At 41.4% G+C, this 16,944-nt stretch carries 26 protein-coding genes and 1 pseudogene; 24 read left to right on the forward strand and 3 right to left on the reverse strand.

The window, feature by feature from the left end; all coding sequences use genetic code 11:
* The first annotated feature begins 13 nt into the window (after positions 1–13).
* Together fbaA and BN1226_RS02055 are read left to right on the forward strand one after the other, a co-directional pair.
* Positions 14–1,093 carry a class II fructose-bisphosphate aldolase gene (gene fbaA, locus BN1226_RS02050; RefSeq protein ID WP_005758585.1) on the forward strand — a complete coding sequence of 360 codons (1,080 nt, stop codon included), beginning with the start codon at positions 14–16 and terminating at the stop codon, positions 1,091–1,093.
* 82 nt (positions 1,094–1,175) lie between these two features.
* Positions 1,176–2,435 (forward strand): O-antigen ligase family protein, encoded by a 1,260-nt coding sequence (locus BN1226_RS02055; protein ID WP_082041898.1) that lies wholly within the window; start codon positions 1,176–1,178, stop codon positions 2,433–2,435.
* Here the strand turns inward: BN1226_RS02055 and BN1226_RS02060 are convergent.
* The 3 genes and pseudogenes from BN1226_RS02060 to BN1226_RS02070 all read right to left on the reverse strand — a co-directional run bounded on the left by BN1226_RS02060 (position 2,407) and on the right by BN1226_RS02070 (position 4,828).
* Entirely contained in the window at positions 2,407–2,763 is a 357-nt protein-coding gene (locus tag BN1226_RS02060) for a diacylglycerol kinase (protein ID WP_044469770.1), read from the reverse strand. The genes BN1226_RS02055 and BN1226_RS02060 overlap by 29 nt on opposite strands.
* A gap of 68 nt (positions 2,764–2,831) precedes the next feature.
* A pseudogene (locus BN1226_RS02065) lies at positions 2,832–3,929 on the reverse strand (TGS domain-containing protein); the annotation flags it as partial.
* A 209-nt stretch (positions 3,930–4,138) separates the two neighbouring features.
* On the reverse strand, positions 4,139–4,828 hold the full coding sequence (locus tag BN1226_RS02070) for a helix-turn-helix domain-containing protein (protein ID WP_044469771.1): 690 nt from the start codon (positions 4,826–4,828) through the stop codon (positions 4,139–4,141).
* A 217-nt stretch (positions 4,829–5,045) separates the two neighbouring features.
* Between BN1226_RS02070 and BN1226_RS02075 the strand changes: the two genes are divergently transcribed.
* The 22 genes from BN1226_RS02075 to BN1226_RS02170 all read left to right on the forward strand — a co-directional run bounded on the left by BN1226_RS02075 (position 5,046) and on the right by BN1226_RS02170 (position 16,935).
* Entirely contained in the window at positions 5,046–5,267 is a 222-nt protein-coding gene (locus BN1226_RS02075) for a helix-turn-helix domain-containing protein (RefSeq protein ID WP_044469772.1), read from the forward strand.
* 15 nt (positions 5,268–5,282) lie between these two features.
* Positions 5,283–7,253 (forward strand): transposase domain-containing protein, encoded by a 1,971-nt coding sequence (locus BN1226_RS02080; RefSeq protein WP_044469773.1) that lies wholly within the window; start codon positions 5,283–5,285, stop codon positions 7,251–7,253.
* A 14-nt stretch (positions 7,254–7,267) separates the two neighbouring features.
* On the forward strand, positions 7,268–8,185 hold the full coding sequence (locus BN1226_RS02085) for an AAA family ATPase (protein WP_044469774.1): 918 nt from the start codon (positions 7,268–7,270) through the stop codon (positions 8,183–8,185).
* The gene (locus tag BN1226_RS02090) at positions 8,182–8,490 is read left to right on the forward strand and encodes a hypothetical protein (RefSeq protein WP_044469775.1); all 309 of its coding nucleotides are present in this window, start codon (positions 8,182–8,184) and stop codon (positions 8,488–8,490) included. The genes BN1226_RS02085 and BN1226_RS02090 overlap by 4 nt, the downstream gene beginning before the upstream one ends.
* A gap of 19 nt (positions 8,491–8,509) precedes the next feature.
* Positions 8,510–8,764 carry a hypothetical protein gene (locus BN1226_RS02095; protein WP_044469776.1) on the forward strand — a complete coding sequence of 85 codons (255 nt, stop codon included), beginning with the start codon at positions 8,510–8,512 and terminating at the stop codon, positions 8,762–8,764.
* A 14-nt stretch (positions 8,765–8,778) separates the two neighbouring features.
* Positions 8,779–9,297: a host-nuclease inhibitor Gam family protein gene (locus BN1226_RS02100; RefSeq protein ID WP_044469777.1), complete on the forward strand. Its 519-nt coding sequence runs from the start codon at positions 8,779–8,781 to the stop codon at positions 9,295–9,297.
* 72 nt (positions 9,298–9,369) lie between these two features.
* Positions 9,370–9,567: an ANR family transcriptional regulator gene (locus BN1226_RS02105; RefSeq protein ID WP_044469778.1), complete on the forward strand. Its 198-nt coding sequence runs from the start codon at positions 9,370–9,372 to the stop codon at positions 9,565–9,567.
* Between the two features lie 9 nt (positions 9,568–9,576).
* A complete protein-coding gene (locus BN1226_RS10820) occupies positions 9,577–9,744 on the forward strand; it encodes a hypothetical protein (protein WP_204204308.1) in 168 nt (55 codons plus the stop codon).
* Positions 9,745–9,752: 8 nt separating this feature from the next.
* A complete protein-coding gene (locus BN1226_RS10755; protein WP_156149883.1) occupies positions 9,753–9,929 on the forward strand; it encodes a hypothetical protein in 177 nt (58 codons plus the stop codon).
* Between the two features lie 9 nt (positions 9,930–9,938).
* Positions 9,939–10,433, forward strand: a complete 495-nt coding sequence (locus BN1226_RS02110; RefSeq protein ID WP_044469779.1) for a gp16 family protein — start codon at positions 9,939–9,941, stop codon at positions 10,431–10,433.
* Positions 10,420–11,358, forward strand: a complete 939-nt coding sequence (locus BN1226_RS02115) for a hypothetical protein (protein WP_044469780.1) — start codon at positions 10,420–10,422, stop codon at positions 11,356–11,358. The genes BN1226_RS02110 and BN1226_RS02115 overlap by 14 nt, the downstream gene beginning before the upstream one ends.
* Before the next feature lie 175 nt (positions 11,359–11,533).
* Positions 11,534–11,962 carry a Mor transcription activator family protein gene (locus tag BN1226_RS02120; protein ID WP_044469781.1) on the forward strand — a complete coding sequence of 143 codons (429 nt, stop codon included), beginning with the start codon at positions 11,534–11,536 and terminating at the stop codon, positions 11,960–11,962.
* Positions 11,963–11,965: 3 nt separating this feature from the next.
* Complete coding sequence (locus tag BN1226_RS10675) at positions 11,966–12,217, forward strand: DUF4236 domain-containing protein (protein ID WP_044469782.1); 252 nt, start codon at positions 11,966–11,968, stop codon at positions 12,215–12,217.
* Positions 12,218–12,295: 78 nt separating this feature from the next.
* Positions 12,296–12,838, forward strand: a complete 543-nt coding sequence (locus BN1226_RS02130; RefSeq protein WP_044469783.1) for an N-acetylmuramoyl-L-alanine amidase — start codon at positions 12,296–12,298, stop codon at positions 12,836–12,838.
* Positions 12,839–13,012: 174 nt separating this feature from the next.
* Positions 13,013–13,237 (forward strand): DUF2644 domain-containing protein, encoded by a 225-nt coding sequence (locus BN1226_RS02135; protein WP_044469784.1) that lies wholly within the window; start codon positions 13,013–13,015, stop codon positions 13,235–13,237.
* On the forward strand, positions 13,234–13,518 hold the full coding sequence (locus BN1226_RS02140; protein WP_239384645.1) for a DUF2681 domain-containing protein: 285 nt from the start codon (positions 13,234–13,236) through the stop codon (positions 13,516–13,518). Before BN1226_RS02135 ends, BN1226_RS02140 begins: the two co-directional genes overlap by 4 nt.
* A gap of 115 nt (positions 13,519–13,633) precedes the next feature.
* Positions 13,634–13,915, forward strand: a complete 282-nt coding sequence (locus BN1226_RS02145; protein WP_044469785.1) for a hypothetical protein — start codon at positions 13,634–13,636, stop codon at positions 13,913–13,915.
* A complete protein-coding gene (locus tag BN1226_RS02150; RefSeq protein WP_044469786.1) occupies positions 13,912–14,139 on the forward strand; it encodes a TraR/DksA C4-type zinc finger protein in 228 nt (75 codons plus the stop codon). The genes BN1226_RS02145 and BN1226_RS02150 overlap by 4 nt, the downstream gene beginning before the upstream one ends.
* Complete coding sequence (locus tag BN1226_RS02155; RefSeq protein WP_156149884.1) at positions 14,136–14,465, forward strand: DUF2730 domain-containing protein; 330 nt, start codon at positions 14,136–14,138, stop codon at positions 14,463–14,465. The genes BN1226_RS02150 and BN1226_RS02155 overlap by 4 nt, the downstream gene beginning before the upstream one ends.
* Positions 14,466–14,469: 4 nt before the next feature.
* Positions 14,470–14,766: a VpaChn25_0724 family phage protein gene (locus BN1226_RS02160; protein WP_044469787.1), complete on the forward strand. Its 297-nt coding sequence runs from the start codon at positions 14,470–14,472 to the stop codon at positions 14,764–14,766.
* Between the two features lie 33 nt (positions 14,767–14,799).
* The gene (locus BN1226_RS02165) at positions 14,800–15,372 is read left to right on the forward strand and encodes a DUF3486 family protein (protein ID WP_044469788.1); all 573 of its coding nucleotides are present in this window, start codon (positions 14,800–14,802) and stop codon (positions 15,370–15,372) included.
* Entirely contained in the window at positions 15,373–16,935 is a 1,563-nt protein-coding gene (locus BN1226_RS02170; RefSeq protein WP_044469789.1) for a terminase large subunit domain-containing protein, read from the forward strand.
* The last annotated feature ends 9 nt before the right edge of the window (positions 16,936–16,944 follow it).

Consider the following 16,944-nt stretch of genomic DNA (forward strand, 5'->3'; position numbering starts at 1 on the left):
GGAAAAAGCAAACATGGCTAAATTATTAGACATCGTAAAACCAGGTGTATTAACTGGCGATGACGTACAAAAAGTATTTGCATATGCAAAAGAACATAATTTCGCAATCCCAGCAGTAAACTGTGTCGGTTCTGATTCAGTCAATGCTGTCTTAGAAACAGCAGCTCGAGTGAAAGCTCCTGTGATTATTCAATTTTCTAACGGTGGTGCGGCGTTCTATGCAGGAAAAGGCATTAAACCTGCAACTGGAGTTCGTCCTGATGTTTTAGGTGCTATTGCTGCCGCTAAACATGTTCATACTGTAGCTGCTGAGTATGGTGTACCAGTGATTCTTCACACCGACCATTGTGCTAAAAAATTACTTCCATGGGTTGATGGTTTATTAGATGCGGGTGAAAAGTTTTTTGCGGAAACTGGTAAACCATTATTTTCTTCTCATATGTTAGATCTTTCAGAAGAACCAATGGCTGAAAATATGGCAATTTGTCGTAAATACTTAGAACGTATGGACAAAATGGGAATGACACTTGAAATTGAAATCGGTATTACTGGTGGTGAAGAGGATGGTGTCGATAATTCTGGTGTTGATGAGTCTCGTTTATATACCCAGCCTGCAGATGTACTATATGTTTATGATCAATTACATCCAGTCAGCCCTCGTTTTACAGTAGCTGCGGCATTTGGTAATGTACATGGTGTTTATAAACCTGGTAACGTAAAATTAAAACCATCTATCTTAGGTGACTCACAAGAATTTGTTTCTAAAGAACGTAACTTACCAGCTAAATCAATTGATTTTGTATTCCATGGCGGTTCAGGTTCAAGTCGTGAAGAGATCCGTGAAGCAATTAGTTATGGTGCAATTAAAATGAATATCGATACTGATACTCAATGGGCATCTTGGAATGGTATCCTTCAATTCTACAAAGCAAATGAAGCATACTTACAAGGTCAATTAGGTAACCCTGAAGGCCCTGATGCACCAAATAAAAAATACTATGACCCACGTGTTTGGTTGCGTAAAATGGAAGAATCTATGTCTAAACGTTTAGAACAATCTTTCCAAGATTTAAACTGTGTTGATGTATTATAATTGGTGATAAAATCAGTTAAAATAAGACCGCACTTTATTAAAAGTGCGGTCTTTTATTATAAAATTTTTAAAGAGTAAGGTTATGTTGAAAATTAATAAAGTGAATTTAGTTAATGGATTAGTCGGGTTCTTCTTTATTATCTGCTTAGTCGTAAAAAGTGGATATAGTATTTCACCAATCTTACTTTCATTTATTGGCATCATTTATTTCATTTATCAATTTATTCACAAAACCAATTGGAATATTTCTCAAGATGAAAAGCAACTTATTTATAGCTATGCCATTTATGTTAGTTTATTTGTTCTATCCTTTATTATTCATCAAGGTAAATTAAGAGAGCTTGATGGCCCAACCAAAATTCTTTGTTTGTTGACATTATTACCTTTATTTCGTCAGTTTCCTATAAAATTATCGACACTAATTACTTTCATTCCTATTGGTGCTTGTATTGCTTGTGCTGTTGCAATATTTGACCGTTTTTATTTGCATGCAGGTATGGCATTTTCAACTCGTCTGATGCATATTCAGGGTGGCGATATTTCCATGTCTTTAGGTATGTTTTCTTTAGTATGCGCTATTTATTATTTTATTAAGGGTCGCTATAAACTCGTGTTGTTTTGTTTAATAGCAAGTTCATGTGGTGTGATTGGTAGTATTTTATCTACTGCTCGTGGTGGCTGGATTGGTGTTCCTTTTATTGTGTGTTTTATTTTTTGGGCATATCGTAAAAGCTTATCTAAAACTTTTTTCATTTCAATTATTGCGACATTACTGATTACAATTGTCGCTGCAGTATCAATTCCTAATACAAAAATCATAACACGCTTAAACCAAGCACAGAGTGATATCTCTGGATACCTTGATAATAAAAAAGGCGCAGATTCAACTTCAGTTGGTGCTCGTTTTGAAATGTGGAAAAGCGCGATTATTATGATTAAAGAAAAACCTATATTAGGTTGGGGCATTCAGAATGTAACGGAAGAGCGTAAGAAACATTATGAACAAGGTTTAATCAGTAAGTATGCATCACAGTTTAATCATGCTCATAATCAATATTTAGATGATGCTTCAAAACGTGGAATACTTGGCTTGTTAGCATTATTAGGTATATTTTTTGTGCCTATTCGTTTTTTCTGGAAATCTTTGAAAGATAAAGAATTAGATGTACGTTTTGTGGCGATTTTAGGATTGGTTCATGTCGGTTCAGTGATGTTTTATTGCCTAAGCCAAGGTTTCTTTTCCCATAACTCAGGCAATATATTTTACTTTTTTCTTGTGGTTCTGTTTTATGCCGTGATTTTATCAATAAAAGCTAAAAGAACAGCAGGATTAACCAAATAATTAGTGCATTACTAATAGCCACAAATACTGCGGCAGAGCCTTGATCTTTGGCTCTGCCAGATAGCTCATGTCGTTCTGTACCAATTCTATCTACCACAGACTCTAAAGCACTATTTAACAGTTCTGTAATCAGTACAATAAGATAAGAGCCTATCATCAAAGCTAATTCAAATTTATCATTAGCTAAATAAAATGCTAATGGAATTAAAATGATGCCAGCCGATAATTCATGTCTAAATGCTACTTCATGTTTAATTGCACTTTTTAATCCTTGAATAGAATAGCCTGCTGATTTAATAAAATGTGTAAGTCCTGTTGTTTTTTCCATTGATGATAATCCAGATAAAAAGTACGAAAAATAGACCGCACTTTAGCACCTATTTTGAAAAGTGGTTATTATAAACGTTTTGCTTCAATTACATCATTTAATTTTGTTAATCGAGCTAATATTTTAGTTAATATCTCGACATTATGAAGTTCTACTTCTAAATCCATCGTTGCCAGTTGATTCTTTTTATCTAAACGAGTCGAAATATTTGTGACTGAGATCTTATCATTTGCTAAGACAGTCGTAATATCACGTAATAGACCATTTCTATCATTAGCAATCACACGGATACTAATATTGAAACCTTTTGTATTGTTATAATTGGTTCCCCAGATTGACTTAACTACTCGTTCTGGATGTGCTGATGTTAACTCAGCAAGTTGTTCGCAATCGGCTCGATGAATAGAAATTCCTCGTCCTACAGTAATATAACCTACAATCTCATCACCAGGAATTGGCTGGCAACAGCGAGCAATATGATGCATTAAATTGCCGACTCCCTCCACAATGATATGGCTATTTGTTTCATTTTTTTGTGTGTTAGTAGCAGTATTTGCACTTCGAGTAACTTGGCGTAAGACTTCTTCATCCACTTCTTGAGCGGTTGGTTTACTCAATTTCCCTTGCAAAAAATTGATTAAGTGATTAATACGAATATCGCCACTACCAATGCCTGCAAATAGATCATCTATATTTTTTAGATTATAACGTGGTAGAGCAAGTGGCTCGATTTGTTTTAATGTTAGTCCAACACGGCTAAGTTCAGTTTCTAATTGCTCTTTGCCAATTGGAATATTTTTCTCACGATCAAGTTTTTTAAACCAAGTTTGGATTTTAGACCGTGCTTTTTGCGTATGGGTAAAGCCTAAATTAGGATTTAGCCAATCTCGGCTTGGATTCGGATTTTTTTGGGTAATGATATCAATCTGATCACCCATTTGTAGTTGATAAGTAAAAGGAACAATGCGTCCCGCTACTTTCGCACCAATACAACAATGCCCTACATCACTATGAATAGCATAAGCAAAATCTAATGGTGTTGAACCTGTTGGTAAATCAATCACTTGACCTTTTGGTGTGAAAACATAAACACGATCATCAAATACTTGAGTACGAAGTTCGGGAACCACTTCACCTGCATCACTAATATCATGTTGCCATGCGAGTGTAACCAACCACTTAAATTGAGAATATTAGGACTTAGGTTGAATTATGCTGGAATAAGTGGAACGAATATAGGTATGACGGGGGTTGACGAGATGTCAGCCCCTTTTTATTGGTTAAATTAAAAGAAAGGTAAAATGAGAAAAATGTAAGTGAGTGGAGCCGTTTAACCGCATAGAGTGAGAAATCATTTACGGCATTTAAATCGTGTTTAAATTAAGTCATGCCCTACGAAAACTACTTGCCCTATCACTTCAAAATCAAGCCCATCATCGAAAATCACATCAACAGGGGTATAGATTTCTTTGTTATCACTAATTAAGCGAATCCCTCCAATAATCCCTTGCACACGCTTAACCCAAAGCTGGTCGCCCGAACGCACCACATAAATCTTGCCATCTTTTAATGTATTGCGAGAACGGTCTAATAAGAGCATATCGCCATTGCTAATCGTAGGATACATCGAATCGCCGTCCGCTAAAATAAAAGCGAGAGATGACTTATGTAAGCCTTTAAAATTAAGCCATTGTGTGCTTAAACCAATATAATCATCAGGCTTATAAACGTCGGTATTAACGGCTCCAACGCCAGCTGAAGCAAAGGTGTTATAAAAAGGCACTTGTTCCAATGTTGTCGCCATAGCATTGTTAAAGTTGGTTATCCCTTTCATCTCATTAACTGGCGTAGGCGTAGTTATATCAAAGCCTAGCTGTTGTTGCACGGCTGGTGGCAGTGATGAATAGTGGTATTCATACGCAACCCCTTTCTTGCCTTGGATCTGTCTTTTTTCCCAATTTTCTTTGGTTGCTCGTCTTGTTATGTTCGTTGCTTTATTAGGTAAATTCCCTATTCCTTCCAATTCAAAAGCAGTAAACCATTCTTGTTTTGCAGATGAATTCATAAAACACCTTGTAAATTCATTTGTGAATTCAAAAAGTTAAAAATAATTTCTTTTAGAAATCAACAGGTTAATAAACTCAATGAAAATATTGTGAATTCTTTTAAAATCTTTTGTTGATTTCAAAATGAATTCACTATATTATTCAATTCATAGTTAGCGAACTACATTACTGCGTAGTTCGCTAAGTAGCGGTAAAACTAATTAAGGATCTCACAAAATGGCAGGAAAAAAAAGAATTATTGATATGCATCGTGCCGATATTCGAGCAGAACTAGAGAAGAAAGGAACTTCATTAGCAAAACTCGGAATTGAAAACGGATTATCAAAAACCACTGTTCGTAATGCCTTGGATAAACCTTATCCCAAAGGGGAACGAATTATTGCAGATGCTTTAGGTCTTGAGCCATCTGACATCTGGCCTAGTCGTTATATTGGGTAAAGTTAAGGTGGCACTATGAAAGAATGGTTTAGTCCTAAAGAACTTGCTGGTGTTGGTGGATTGCCTAGTAGCCCAAGCAATGTAACTCGAAAAGCAAGAAGTTTATCTTGGGAATTCAGACAAGTAGAAGGTGCTAAAGGTATTAGTTTTGAATTCTCTTTCAATTCATTACCTAGAGAAGTTCAAGCTGCTTTACTTCTGAAACGCTCTCAAAGTGCGGTCGAAAATCCCCTAGTTTTACCTACCGCACCAAAGAAACCCTTGAATTATCTGCCTGAAGTGATTTGGGCTCCCTTTGACAAAGCAACCAATGCACAACGGGAGAAAGCACAAGAACGGTTAAAACCTGTCACGGCTTTTGCGGATTTATTGTTGCACGGGCAGCCATTTGATGTGGTGTTGAACTTGGTGGCAACGGAATTTAACGTGGCGGAAGGGTCGCTGAAACGTTGGTATTACCACGTGAAACCCTTTGAACGCAGTGATTGGTTGCCACGCTTGTTGCCGAGTTATGGCAGACGCAAAGGCAAAGACGCAGAATTTACTGAAGCGGCGTGGGAAAGTTTCAAGGCAGATTATTTCCGCAATGAACAACCGCAGTTTGGCAGTTGTTATGAAAGATTGAAACGCGCTGCAAAAGAACAAGGCTGGATCATCCCCTCCGCCAGTTCGGTGAAACGCAAAATTGAGCGTGAAATCCCGAAACTGCAGCAGGTATTTTTACGCAAAGGCGAACACGCCGTGATGGAATATTACCCATCCATGCGACGCACAGTGGAAGACATTGAAGCCCTTGAATGGATCAACGGCGATGGCTATCAGCACAACGTCTTTGTGAAATGGCATAACGGTGAAATCGTCCGCCCAAAAACCTGGATTTGGCAAGACATTCGCACGCGCAAAATCTTGGCGTGGCGTACAGATTTAAGCGAAAACTCAGACACCATTCGCCTATCAATGATGGATTTAATTTGGAAATACGGCATCCCGAAAAAATGCACCATTGATAACACCCGAGCGGCAGCGAATAAGTGGATGACTGGCGGTGTGAAAAACCGTTACCGCTTTAAAGTGAAAGATGATGATGTGATGGGGATTATCCCGTTACTGGGCATCGAATTGTTTTGGACATCGGTGCAGTTTGGGCAAGGTCACGGACAGGCAAAACCCATTGAACGTGCGTTTTCCCACGGGGGGTTAGGTGAATTAGTAGATAAACACCCGAGTTTAGCAGGCTATTTTGCAGGGGAAAACATCTACAACAAGCCTGACAACTATAACGGCGGTAAAGCTGGTGTGGATTACGACACCTTTATTATGGCGCTCGAAGACGGCATCCGCACCTTTAACGAACGTGAAGGACGCAAAACCGAAATCTGCCAAGGGGTGTACAGTTTTAGCCAAGTGTTTGAACGCGATTACGCCACAGCGCGCATACGCAAAGCTAGCGCCGAACAAATGCGTTTTTTAATGCTGATGAGCGAGGCAACCACGATTAATAAGCAAGGCAAATTTACGTTGAAAGTGGGTGGCAAAGTCCACGGCGGAGAAAACGAATACACCGCCTTTGATTTAATCGGCTCGCACCACAAAAAAGTGGTAGTGAAATTTGACCCACAAGACCTACACAACAAAGTGTGGGTGTACAGTTTAGACGGGGTATTTTTAGCCGAAGCGCAATGCACCAGCGCGAAAGCCTTTGGCGACAAAGCGGCAGGACGTGAACACGACAAAGCGCGTAAACAGTTTGTGAAAGCCGTGAAAGCACAAGCCAAAGCGCAACTCACCATGAATGCTCAAGAAGCGGCGCGTTATCAGCCTGAATTTGAGGAAGAAGAACGCCCTGAGCCGAAGATTATTGAGCTGTTGCAGGTGCAAGGCAACGTGGTGCGCAAAGCCGAGACGTTGATTGATGACGACGAAGTGGCAAACAGTTTTGAAACAGGCTTATTAAAAGGATTAGCCCAGCTTAAAAAGCAAAATTAAGGAGTATTTAACCCATGTTAAAACAACAAATCCAACAAATTTTAGACAGTAAAACCTTAAGCCAGCGCGAGCTTGCTACTCAAGCAGGCATCTCTACGGCAGCGTTAAGCACTTACTTAAAAGGCACGTACACTGGCAATGTAGCGAACGTGGAAAGTGCGTTGGAAAACTGGCTTGCCAGCCGTAAGAAAAAAGCAACCACTTTTGTGGAAGCACCGCAATTTATCGAAATCCCAACCGCAAAACGCGTGTTTGGCGCACTTGACATGGCGAAACTGTTGCCAACCATGGTGACGATTTACGGCGCAAGCGGTGTGGGCAAAACCAAGGCGTGTCAAGCCTATAAACAGGCGAACCATAACGTGTGGATGATTACGGCAAGCCCGTCACGCGCCACATTAAGCTGCATTTTGTTTGAGTTAGCCCTTGAGCTTGGCATTAACGATGCTCCACGCCGCAAAGACCGCCTAAGCCGCATGATTACGAAAAAACTGAAAGGCACGCAAGGCTTGGTGATTATTGATGAAAGCGACCATTTGCCTTACGACGCGCTGGAAGAAATCCGCATTATCCAAGAAGATACGGAAGTGGGCTTTGCCTTGATTGGCAATGACAAGGTTTACACTCGAATCCAAGGTGGCGTGAACCAAGCGCATGAATATGCCCGACTTTGGAGCCGTATCGGCAATAACTGCGGCATTAAACACAGCACCAAGGGCGATATTAAAGCGGTGGCGGAGGCATGGGGATTAAACACATCAGACAAAGACTTGATGACCACGTTATATGACATTGGTGGCAAAGCTGGCGGTTTACGCGCCTTAACCCAATATCTCCGTCTTGCAGGCATTACCGCCAAAGGGCAAGGCATCGCCATTAATTTAGACTTAATTTTAGCCGCCAAGGCGCATATGCAAGGAAGTAATCAATGAAAACGAAACCCTTAGAACACCCAAATACTGCCATACGTGGCAACAATGAGTTGGTGATTGAATACTTAAACCAAGTGCAAAAGTGCATTAAAAAACTGGAAAAAATGGGGTTACATGTGATTAACGTGCATTTTGAAAACATTAAGCCGAAAGTGCGTGTGCAACCTTGTTTTAAGACCTACGAACTGCAACAAACCGAGCAAGCCTTGTGCTACATCTGCGGCAATGACAACCGCAAATTTGAAGAATATCAAATGATGGTGGACGGCATTAAGGTGGTTTGGCGACATTATCCAATCCATTAACCAATAGGAGAAAAACAAAATGACGAAAGAAGAATGCAAAGAGCAACTTGAAGAACTTGGGGTGACGTACAAAAAGCAAAAAATAGCAATCACAAAAGAGATGGTCAAGGGGACTACTAATATTTATGGCAGAAAATACAACATTGATGTCCGAGAACGTATTGGTTACGGCGTACAAATTAGCACAGTAGGTAACGATAAATCCTGTGTAATCAGTTATGAAGCGATGCTAAATATTGCTGAAGCAATGGGATTATTTGACGAAAACGAATGAAAGGAGAAAACAAAATGGCAAAAAAAGCAACCCGAATCAAAACCGACACCCACGCTGTGCGCTTGCAGACGCGTGATGATGTGGAAGTCGCGATTAAGCAAATTGGCGACTTGCAACGCCAATTAGAACAAACCTCAATTGACCAAAACAACGAACTGGCAGCGATTACGGAAAAATATGCACCGATTTTAACCGCACTGAAAGCGCAAATTGAGCCTGTGCAACAGGCGGTGCAAGCGTGGTGTGAAAGCCGTCGCGATGAGCTTACGCAAAACGGAAAAACTAAGAAAAGCAGCTTTAACACTGGCGAAGTGCAATGGCGACAACGTCCACCAAGTGTGGCAGTGCGTGGCGCAGATAGCGTAATTGAAAACTTGAAAACACTGGGGCTGGTGCGCTTTATCCGCACCAAGGAAGAAGTAAACAAGGAAGCCATGCTTAACGAGCCTGACATTGCAGGCACAGTGGCAGGTGTGACGATTAAAACAGGCATAGAAGATTTTGTGATTACGCCGTTTGAGCAAGACATTTAAAACCTTTTTCAATGCCCTTTAAATAAAGGCTTAAGGGGCATTTATAAAATGTTTTAATAGAAGGAAATCAAAATGAAAAAACAACCTACTCAATTTAATATTTTTAAGCATTTTAGCGAACAGGCCGCGAAATTAGAACGTCAAGGCAAGTATATTGATGCCAATCTTGCTTGGCGAGATGCTAGTCGTAATGCCATTAAAGAAGGCGATAGACTGTGGTGTGATAACCGTGCGCAATTTTGTTTAAGAATGGTGAAAAAGCCGTTTTAGGAGGAAAAAATGAAAAAATATATTGTACGAATGTACTGCCTAGTGGAAAGCCAAGTAAAAGCAGAAAACATTGAAGATGTGACTGAATGCGTCTGTGATTTAAACCAATTTGATATTAACCAAATCCCCCATCAAATCATAGAAATTGATGATGTGGTGGAAGTGGAAGAAATGTAGGTGGAATTATGCAACTGACCAAACGACAAGACACAGCCCTTGAAATTGCGGACTTAATCCAGCTTTTAGAAAGCACAAAAGACGTGGTTTTAGATGACAAAATTCAAGATGCCGACAAACTCTTAACGCTTGTCGGGCGTGATTTAAAAAAGCTGCATCACTATGTGAAAAAGTCGCTGAATTAAGGAACGGTTATGCACTACACCAAACCCAAACTTATCCAGTTGATCCACATTGCCAAGCAGAAACTGGGCATTGATGAGTTTAGTTACCGAGTCATGTTGGAGCGGCTAACAGGCAAGCAAAGCACGAAAACCATGAGCGTCCCCGAATTGATGAAAGTGATGCACGAGCTAGAGCAAAAAGGCTTTAAAAAAACCAGTAAACGAGGGCATTCGCCAAGCACCAAGAAAAGCACGGCGAAAAGCCTGATTGCCAGCAAAATTCGTGCCTTGTGGATTGATATGCACAAGCAAGGCATTATCCGCGACGGCTCGGAACAGGCACTCACCAAATGGATGCACGGCATTGTGTTGCCTATGCGTGAACGCCAAGGCGACAAGATTATACCCTTTAACGTCGGTGCTATTAACGACCATGAAGCCAGTGTTGTAGTGGAAAGGTTGAAGAAATGGCGGGCGAGAATAGAAACCACAACTCAACAGGAGAAACAAAATGAAAAACAGTGATTTTATCCAAATGAACCAATGTGCGATTTATAGCATTAAGTTCCCGACTGATAAATTTGTAGAAACTTTAGAATCAGCCATCTGCGATGAACGTGGCGATGGATTTAGTGCAGAAGTGATCGCCAACCCACTCACTGGCAAGAAAGTCCATATCCTTGAACATGGTTATTTTTTTACTCTGCGTGTTAATTACAAGAAAATCACGAAAGCTTTGCTCTCTGCTAAGGTGTTTGAGTTGAAATCATCAGAAGATACAAAGCACGAATGTGCAACAGAAAAAGAATGGGAACAACTGGCAACTGTCCATTTATTTGCCACCGTCCCTGCATCAACTGAAACCATGAATGTATTTTATAGCCCTGAAAAAGAACTGTTGATTGCTAATAAAAACTCGAAAAACTGCCGTACGGCACTCAGTTATTTAATTGAGCAATTCGGATTGGCAGGTTTTCGCAGTGTGGTGGTGTCTGATGAAAAATTTGGCTTAACTACTCGCTTAAAAAATTATCTGAATGATTATTCGCCAATGTTTAAACACCTACAATTTGAAAACGAAGCGACGTTGTTTAAACGCCAAGGATTTGACGAAACTCATTTAGTTTGCCGTCATTTAGACGAGGAAGAAAAGCGTATAAAAGCTAAAGAAGCCCTTAATGATGAATACAGCGTGCAATCGGTTTTAATGAGATTTGATAACAGAACGAATTTTATGGTGAAATTTAAGTTAGATAAGAGCTTAAAAATTCGAACAATGAAATTTGCCGAATATAACGATGTGGCTCGCCAGTTAAATAATTCGAAAACAGCAACGAAAAGTGCAGTGATGTATGAGTATTTAAATCAACAACTTGATATGTTACTCAAAACTGCCGAAAGCACCGTGTTAGAGTTTGTGGATGGCACAAAATTGGAAGGATTTGTGTAAAATCAACTAGCCAATGAAATAATTCAATGACTTTTTTAACCGCCTAAAAAGGCGGTTTTTTATTGCTAAATCATTGAGTTAGGTGCTTTTTTGAAAAAGTGCGGTAAAAAAATTCCACGTTTTGCGGATTTTGTCGGATATAATTTGTCCTAATGGTATTTAACAGGGGGCAGAAATGGAAAACCAAACAGATTTATTTGCGGATGATCACGCGTTTGTTGGCGCGTTGTTTGACCATTTAGACGACATTCCTGAAGCGGAGATTGCCAATCAGTGGGCGGGCAATCTCGCCGATATGATTGAAGTGATGCGCACGGAGCTTTGTCGCCAAGGCGAACCTGAGGATCAAGCCAAATTGCGCGCTTGCAAATTAGCAGGCGTGTTGGCGCATTATATTGGCGGTCAAACCATTTATATGCCAACGGGCGAACGCGTCAAAATGGCAATTCGCAATGCGCAAATTTATCATGACTTTACTGGCAACAACGTGCGTGAGCTTATCCGCAAATACAAGTTGTCAGAGTCGAAAATTTATGAAATCATACGCGAACAGCGTAGTCTATTTAGACGGCGTAATCAATATGATTTGTTTGATAAGGCATAATATATGGCATTTAAGCTCAGAAAACGTGTTAAAATCGCGCCAGGGGTCTCTGTAAATTTAAGCAAAAGTGGGATAAGTACAACGATTGGCGGTAAAACGACCTATAGTCTCGCATTTTTTGGTTGGTCTATTGCGAGTATATTAAAAGCAATCATTAAATTTACAGGCGGAATGCTAACACTAATCAAATTTATCTTTTTACTTGGTTTTTGGGCAGCTGTTTTATATCTACTAGTTAAATTATTTTGGCTCTGACACTCCGCAAACTCAATCCTGTCTTGATTTAGATAAACTCCAGTTATCAGCTAAACATTGATAACTGGAGTTTTTTTTATGTCCCAAATCAGCAAAATTGTCGTCCATTGCTCGGCAACGCAAAACGGCAAATCCTTACGCACATCTCAACAAACCGCTGCACAACGTATTGACGACTGGCACAAGGCGCGCGGTTATCGACGCACGGAATGGCGTGCAAAGCTATTTAATCCACATTTAAAACATATCGGCTATCACTTTGTGATTGACACTGACGGCACCGTTGAAACGGGGCGCGCGGTGGGCGAAGTGGGCGCACACGTCAAGGGGCATAACACGGGCTCGATTGGTATTTGTCTTGTTGGCGGTATCACCCAAGACAAAAAGAACCATGGCGAATACACCGAGAAACAATGGCAAGCCTTGCACGCCTTATTACGCAAACTCGAAAGCCAACACCCTAATGCGCGCATTTGTGGGCATCGTGACTTAAGCCCCGACACCAACCACAACGGCAAGGTGGATAAATGGGAATGGTTGAAAGACTGCCCGTGCTTTGATGTGTGGAGTTGGTTAGATAGCGAAGAAATTGTGAATGTGGATCATTTATTTAAGGGGTAAAAATGAAATATTTAGGCTTTTTTAAACGGGTTTGGGATTGGTTTTACACAAAACCAAAATCGACAAAAAAACGACCGCACTCTTATAGCAAAAATGCGTGGTCTTATGTGGGTAGCGGACAAATTACGCCCGCTATGCAGTTTTATGTGCGATTGGCGAAATAAGGATTGAACGATGGCATTGAAAGAATTAGTCAGTAATGAAGACGGTCGATTATCCACAACCAGCACTATCCAGTTTTTTGGTTTTGTTGCAGCAGTGGGGGTCATGCTCTACTCGGTGTATATGGATAAGCCTTATGTGCCTGAGTTATTTAGCACCTTTTTATTTGCCTGTGTGGGGACAGCTGCCACCAAGGGCGCGGTAAATGCCTTTAGAACGTATAAAGGGGGCGAATGATGTTGAATTTAAATGTGATTTTGATTGTTGTCGCGGTCGCCGCATTGGCGGTGTGTTATGGCTTAGTTAAGCTCAAACAAGCCAATAATGAGATTGAGCGTATCACAAAATCTAACGCGGAGTTAACCGCTAAAAATGAGCAATTAAAAACGCAAAAAGCCGTGGCAGAAACTCAAGTGAAAAACGCCAAAGTGAGAAAGGAAAATGAAACGAAATCTGTTAGCACTGATCGCAATGAGCTTATTGACGGCTTGCACGCCACAGGCGATTTACGTGACTAATACCGCGTGCGAAGGGTTTGGGGTGATTAAGGCAAGCCGCCAAGATACCACCGAAACATTAAGACAAATTACCGTCCACAATGCGACCTATCGGGCGATTTGTAAAGAGGAATAAATGGCATTATTTAAATATTTAACCAAAGAAAAGGCATTAGCCGAGGGATTTACGCATAAAGGCAAATTATTTGGTATCCCCGTGTTTATCGCTGATATTGAATCTGAAGCTCCTAAGATCATAACGGCTAATTTTATCCCCGAATGGGTACTTGATGTGGCGGAATCAATCTATTTTATGATTGAATCCTTAGTAAACGCTTATAACCCCTCTTATGATCCTTGCTACAAAATCTATATCACAGAACGTTTTGGCGATAAAAAATCAAAGGAACAACCATGACTGATATTGTAGATTTAGCCCAAGCGCAGAATGAAGGGATTGTGGAAAAACAACTTGCCACGAGAGTGAAGCCTGCCCTATCCGCCGAAGACGTGGAACGCATTGTGCGTCAAGGGCGTGAGTGCGTAGACTGTGGTGAGCCGATTGCTCCACAACGTTTGCGAGCCGTGCCATTTGCGACACGCTGCATCGAGTGCCAAGAAGAATGGGAACAAACAAGATGATTGCTGATTTTTTTGATTTTATCCGCGCCAACTTTGGCGTGTTGTCCACGGTGGTGGCGATTGTGGCAGGGGCATTTTGGCTAAAACTGGATAGCAAATACGCGAAAAAAAGCGATATGGGACAGCTGATTGATTTAGCTAAAACCCACGAAAACCGCTTAACTGCCCTTGAAACCAAGGTCGAAAACTTGCCAAGTGCAGTGGATATGGAAAAACTGAAAACCCTTGTGACGGACGTGAAAGGCGATACCAAAGCCACGGGAAAACAGGTAGATAGTATTAGTCATCAATTAGGCTTGTTGCTCGAAGCAAAATTAAAGGAATGATGAAATGGCATTAAAAGAATTATTAACTCAAGACCAACGTTTAGTGATTTTGCGCAGCCTTGCCGAAGCAGGTTATGACGCAAACGAATCCATTATTAGTGATTGCTTGGATTTATATGGTCACGATATTAGCCGCGATTTGGTGCGTAACCACTTAAATTGGCTTGAGGAGCAAGGCTTGGTGACGGTACAACGCTTAGAGAGTGGTTATATGGTGGCGAGTATTACCCAACGCGGTTTAGATGTAGCACAAGGTCGCACTTTTGTGGACGGGGTAAAACGCCCACGTCCAAAAATTTAAACGTCAATTAAAGCAAGATTAAGGAGCGTTTAAATGAGCGAAAAACCAACCCGTGGACGTGCGAGCAAGGTCGATTTATTACCACCGAATATCAAAACTCAACTTGCAATGATGTTGCGAGATAAGCAATTTTCGCAGACCCAAATCTTAGAAGAAATCAATGATTTAATCCGTGATTGTGGCTTGCCTGATGAGATGTGTTTGAGCAAAACAGGCTTAAACCGTTATGCCAACCGTATGGAGCAAGTGGGAGCAAAAATTCGCCAAGCCCGTGAAGTCGCAGAAATTTGGACAAAACAGCTGGGCGAAATGCCTCAAACGGACATCGGCAAAACATTAATGGAAATGGTTAAACAGATTGCCTTTGATACGTCCTTAAAACTAGGAGAGCAAGACGGGGGCATTGAGCCGAAACAGCTTGCCTTGCTCTCATCAGCTATCCAACGCTTAGAACAGGCGGAAAGTTTGAGCTTTAAGCGTGAGCAAGCAATTCGCAAGGAAGTTGCACAGCAAGCAGCAGAAACAGCAGAAAAAGCCATTGTGCAAGCAGGCTTATCGCAAGATACCGTGGCAAGTATTAAAGCCCAAATTTTAGGGATTGTTTAAATGACCTTACCTGATTTTATTCCGTTTGACCCCAATGAGCTGTTGCTAGGCTACCAAAAACGCTGGATTGCTGATAATAGCCAGTTAAAAATTGCGGAAAAATCTCGCCGTACAGGTTTAACGTGGGCGGAAGCGGCAGATGATGTACTCATTGCCAGTCGAACCAAAGCAGATGGTGGGTCTGATGTCTTTTACATTGGCTCAAACAAAGAGATGGCTCGTGAGTTTATTGACGCTTGTGCAATGTGGGCGAGCAAATTTAACCGTGCAAGCGGTGAAATTCAAGAAGAAATTTTCAATGATGAAGACAAAGACATTTTAACCTATGTGATCTACTTTTCATCAGGTTTCAAAATTAAAGCCCTTTCATCAAATCCGAAAAACCTGCGTGGTATGCAAGGTGTGGTCGTGATTGATGAAGCAGCGTTCCACGAATACTTAGCAGAAGTGTTAAAAGCGGCTTTGGCTTTGACAATGTGGGGAGCAAAAGTCCGCTTAATTTCTACCCATAACGGCGTGGACAATCTGTTTAATCAGCTTATCCAAGATAGCCGCGCGGGGCGAAAACGTTATGCTATCCACACCATTACACTAGACGATGCGTGCCGTGAAGGCTTATATCAGCGCATTTGCCAAGTGAGCAAACAAGAGTGGACGCCAGAGAAAGAAGCGGCGTGGAAACGCGATTTATTACGCGATACCGCAAGCGAAGAAGACGCATTAGAAGAATATTACTGCGTGCCGAAGAAAAGCTCAGGCGGTTATATCCCGCGCCCGCTGGTGGACCGCGCGGCAGACCCGAGCAAGGCGATTGTGCGCTTTGAGTGTGACAGCCAGTTTACTCGTTACAGCGAGCAAGAGCGCGAGAAGATGACGCTGGATTGGTTGTTAAAAGACGTGTTACCGCACCTTGATAACCTAAATAAAGACTATCGCCATAGTTTTGGCGTGGACTTTGCGCGCGTGGGCGACTTGAGTGTGTTTAGCGTGTGCGCTTGTTTACCAAACACAGCCCGACACATTGAGCTTACCCTTGAAATCCGTAACTGTCCTTACGACCAACAAAAGCAAATTATGCTGTTTATTTTGCCCAAACTCCCCCGCTTTATCGGAGCAGCCTTTGATGCCACGGGAAATGGTGGCTATTTGGCAGAGAGTGCGCTGTTGCGTTATGGCGCATCAATGATTGAGACGGTGATGCTTAACGATAAATGGTATCGCGAGTGGATGCCAAAATACAAAGCCTTGTATGAGTCTGATTTGATCCGCATCCCACAAGACGAAGAAACCATTTTAGACCAAGGGCATATTGTGGTGGTCAATGGCGTGCCGAAAATTGATAAGTCTCGCAATCAAGGCAAAAGCGGCAAACGCCACGGTGACAGTGCGGTGGCATATTGTATGGCGGTGCGCGCCAGTTATATGACAGGTGGCGAAATCGAATTTACGCCACTGCCTGAAAAACACCAAAGTGCGGTGGAAAATGGACGCGATTTTTTTGTCAATCGCGCGGAAATGGATGATTTAAACAACGAATTTGGCTCGGACTGGGCTGAGATGTAGGGCGATATT

Origin of the sequence: Mannheimia massilioguelmaensis (genome assembly GCF_000940515.1) — a bacterium.
Taxonomy (GTDB): Bacteria; Pseudomonadota; Gammaproteobacteria; order Enterobacterales; family Pasteurellaceae; genus Basfia; species Basfia bettyae.

Coding starts and splice junctions, on each gene's coding strand:
- BN1226_RS02055 (WP_082041898.1), top strand. CDS start 1,176: ATGTTGAAAATTAATAAAGTGAATTTAGTTAATGGATTAGTCGGGTTC.
- BN1226_RS02110 (WP_044469779.1), top strand. CDS start 9,939: ATGCACTACACCAAACCCAAACTTATCCAGTTGATCCACATTGCCAAG.
- BN1226_RS02100 (WP_044469777.1), top strand. CDS start 8,779: ATGGCAAAAAAAGCAACCCGAATCAAAACCGACACCCACGCTGTGCGC.
- BN1226_RS02140 (WP_239384645.1), top strand. CDS start 13,234: ATGATGTTGAATTTAAATGTGATTTTGATTGTTGTCGCGGTCGCCGCA.
- BN1226_RS02085 (WP_044469774.1), top strand. CDS start 7,268: ATGTTAAAACAACAAATCCAACAAATTTTAGACAGTAAAACCTTAAGC.
- BN1226_RS02095 (WP_044469776.1), top strand. CDS start 8,510: ATGACGAAAGAAGAATGCAAAGAGCAACTTGAAGAACTTGGGGTGACG.
- BN1226_RS02075 (WP_044469772.1), top strand. CDS start 5,046: ATGGCAGGAAAAAAAAGAATTATTGATATGCATCGTGCCGATATTCGA.
- BN1226_RS02090 (WP_044469775.1), top strand. CDS start 8,182: ATGAAAACGAAACCCTTAGAACACCCAAATACTGCCATACGTGGCAAC.
- BN1226_RS02060 (WP_044469770.1), bottom strand. CDS start 2,763: ATGGAAAAAACAACAGGACTTACACATTTTATTAAATCAGCAGGCTAT.
- BN1226_RS10675 (WP_044469782.1), top strand. CDS start 11,966: ATGGCATTTAAGCTCAGAAAACGTGTTAAAATCGCGCCAGGGGTCTCT.
- fbaA (WP_005758585.1), top strand. CDS start 14: ATGGCTAAATTATTAGACATCGTAAAACCAGGTGTATTAACTGGCGAT.
- BN1226_RS10755 (WP_156149883.1), top strand. CDS start 9,753: ATGCAACTGACCAAACGACAAGACACAGCCCTTGAAATTGCGGACTTA.
- BN1226_RS02130 (WP_044469783.1), top strand. CDS start 12,296: ATGTCCCAAATCAGCAAAATTGTCGTCCATTGCTCGGCAACGCAAAAC.
- BN1226_RS02115 (WP_044469780.1), top strand. CDS start 10,420: ATGAAAAACAGTGATTTTATCCAAATGAACCAATGTGCGATTTATAGC.
- BN1226_RS02080 (WP_044469773.1), top strand. CDS start 5,283: ATGAAAGAATGGTTTAGTCCTAAAGAACTTGCTGGTGTTGGTGGATTG.
- BN1226_RS02165 (WP_044469788.1), top strand. CDS start 14,800: ATGAGCGAAAAACCAACCCGTGGACGTGCGAGCAAGGTCGATTTATTA.
- BN1226_RS02135 (WP_044469784.1), top strand. CDS start 13,013: ATGGCATTGAAAGAATTAGTCAGTAATGAAGACGGTCGATTATCCACA.
- BN1226_RS02160 (WP_044469787.1), top strand. CDS start 14,470: ATGGCATTAAAAGAATTATTAACTCAAGACCAACGTTTAGTGATTTTG.
- BN1226_RS02120 (WP_044469781.1), top strand. CDS start 11,534: ATGGAAAACCAAACAGATTTATTTGCGGATGATCACGCGTTTGTTGGC.
- BN1226_RS10820 (WP_204204308.1), top strand. CDS start 9,577: ATGAAAAAATATATTGTACGAATGTACTGCCTAGTGGAAAGCCAAGTA.
- BN1226_RS02155 (WP_156149884.1), top strand. CDS start 14,136: ATGATTGCTGATTTTTTTGATTTTATCCGCGCCAACTTTGGCGTGTTG.
- BN1226_RS02145 (WP_044469785.1), top strand. CDS start 13,634: ATGGCATTATTTAAATATTTAACCAAAGAAAAGGCATTAGCCGAGGGA.
- BN1226_RS02070 (WP_044469771.1), bottom strand. CDS start 4,828: ATGAATTCATCTGCAAAACAAGAATGGTTTACTGCTTTTGAATTGGAA.
- BN1226_RS02150 (WP_044469786.1), top strand. CDS start 13,912: ATGACTGATATTGTAGATTTAGCCCAAGCGCAGAATGAAGGGATTGTG.
- BN1226_RS02105 (WP_044469778.1), top strand. CDS start 9,370: ATGAAAAAACAACCTACTCAATTTAATATTTTTAAGCATTTTAGCGAA.
- BN1226_RS02170 (WP_044469789.1), top strand. CDS start 15,373: ATGACCTTACCTGATTTTATTCCGTTTGACCCCAATGAGCTGTTGCTA.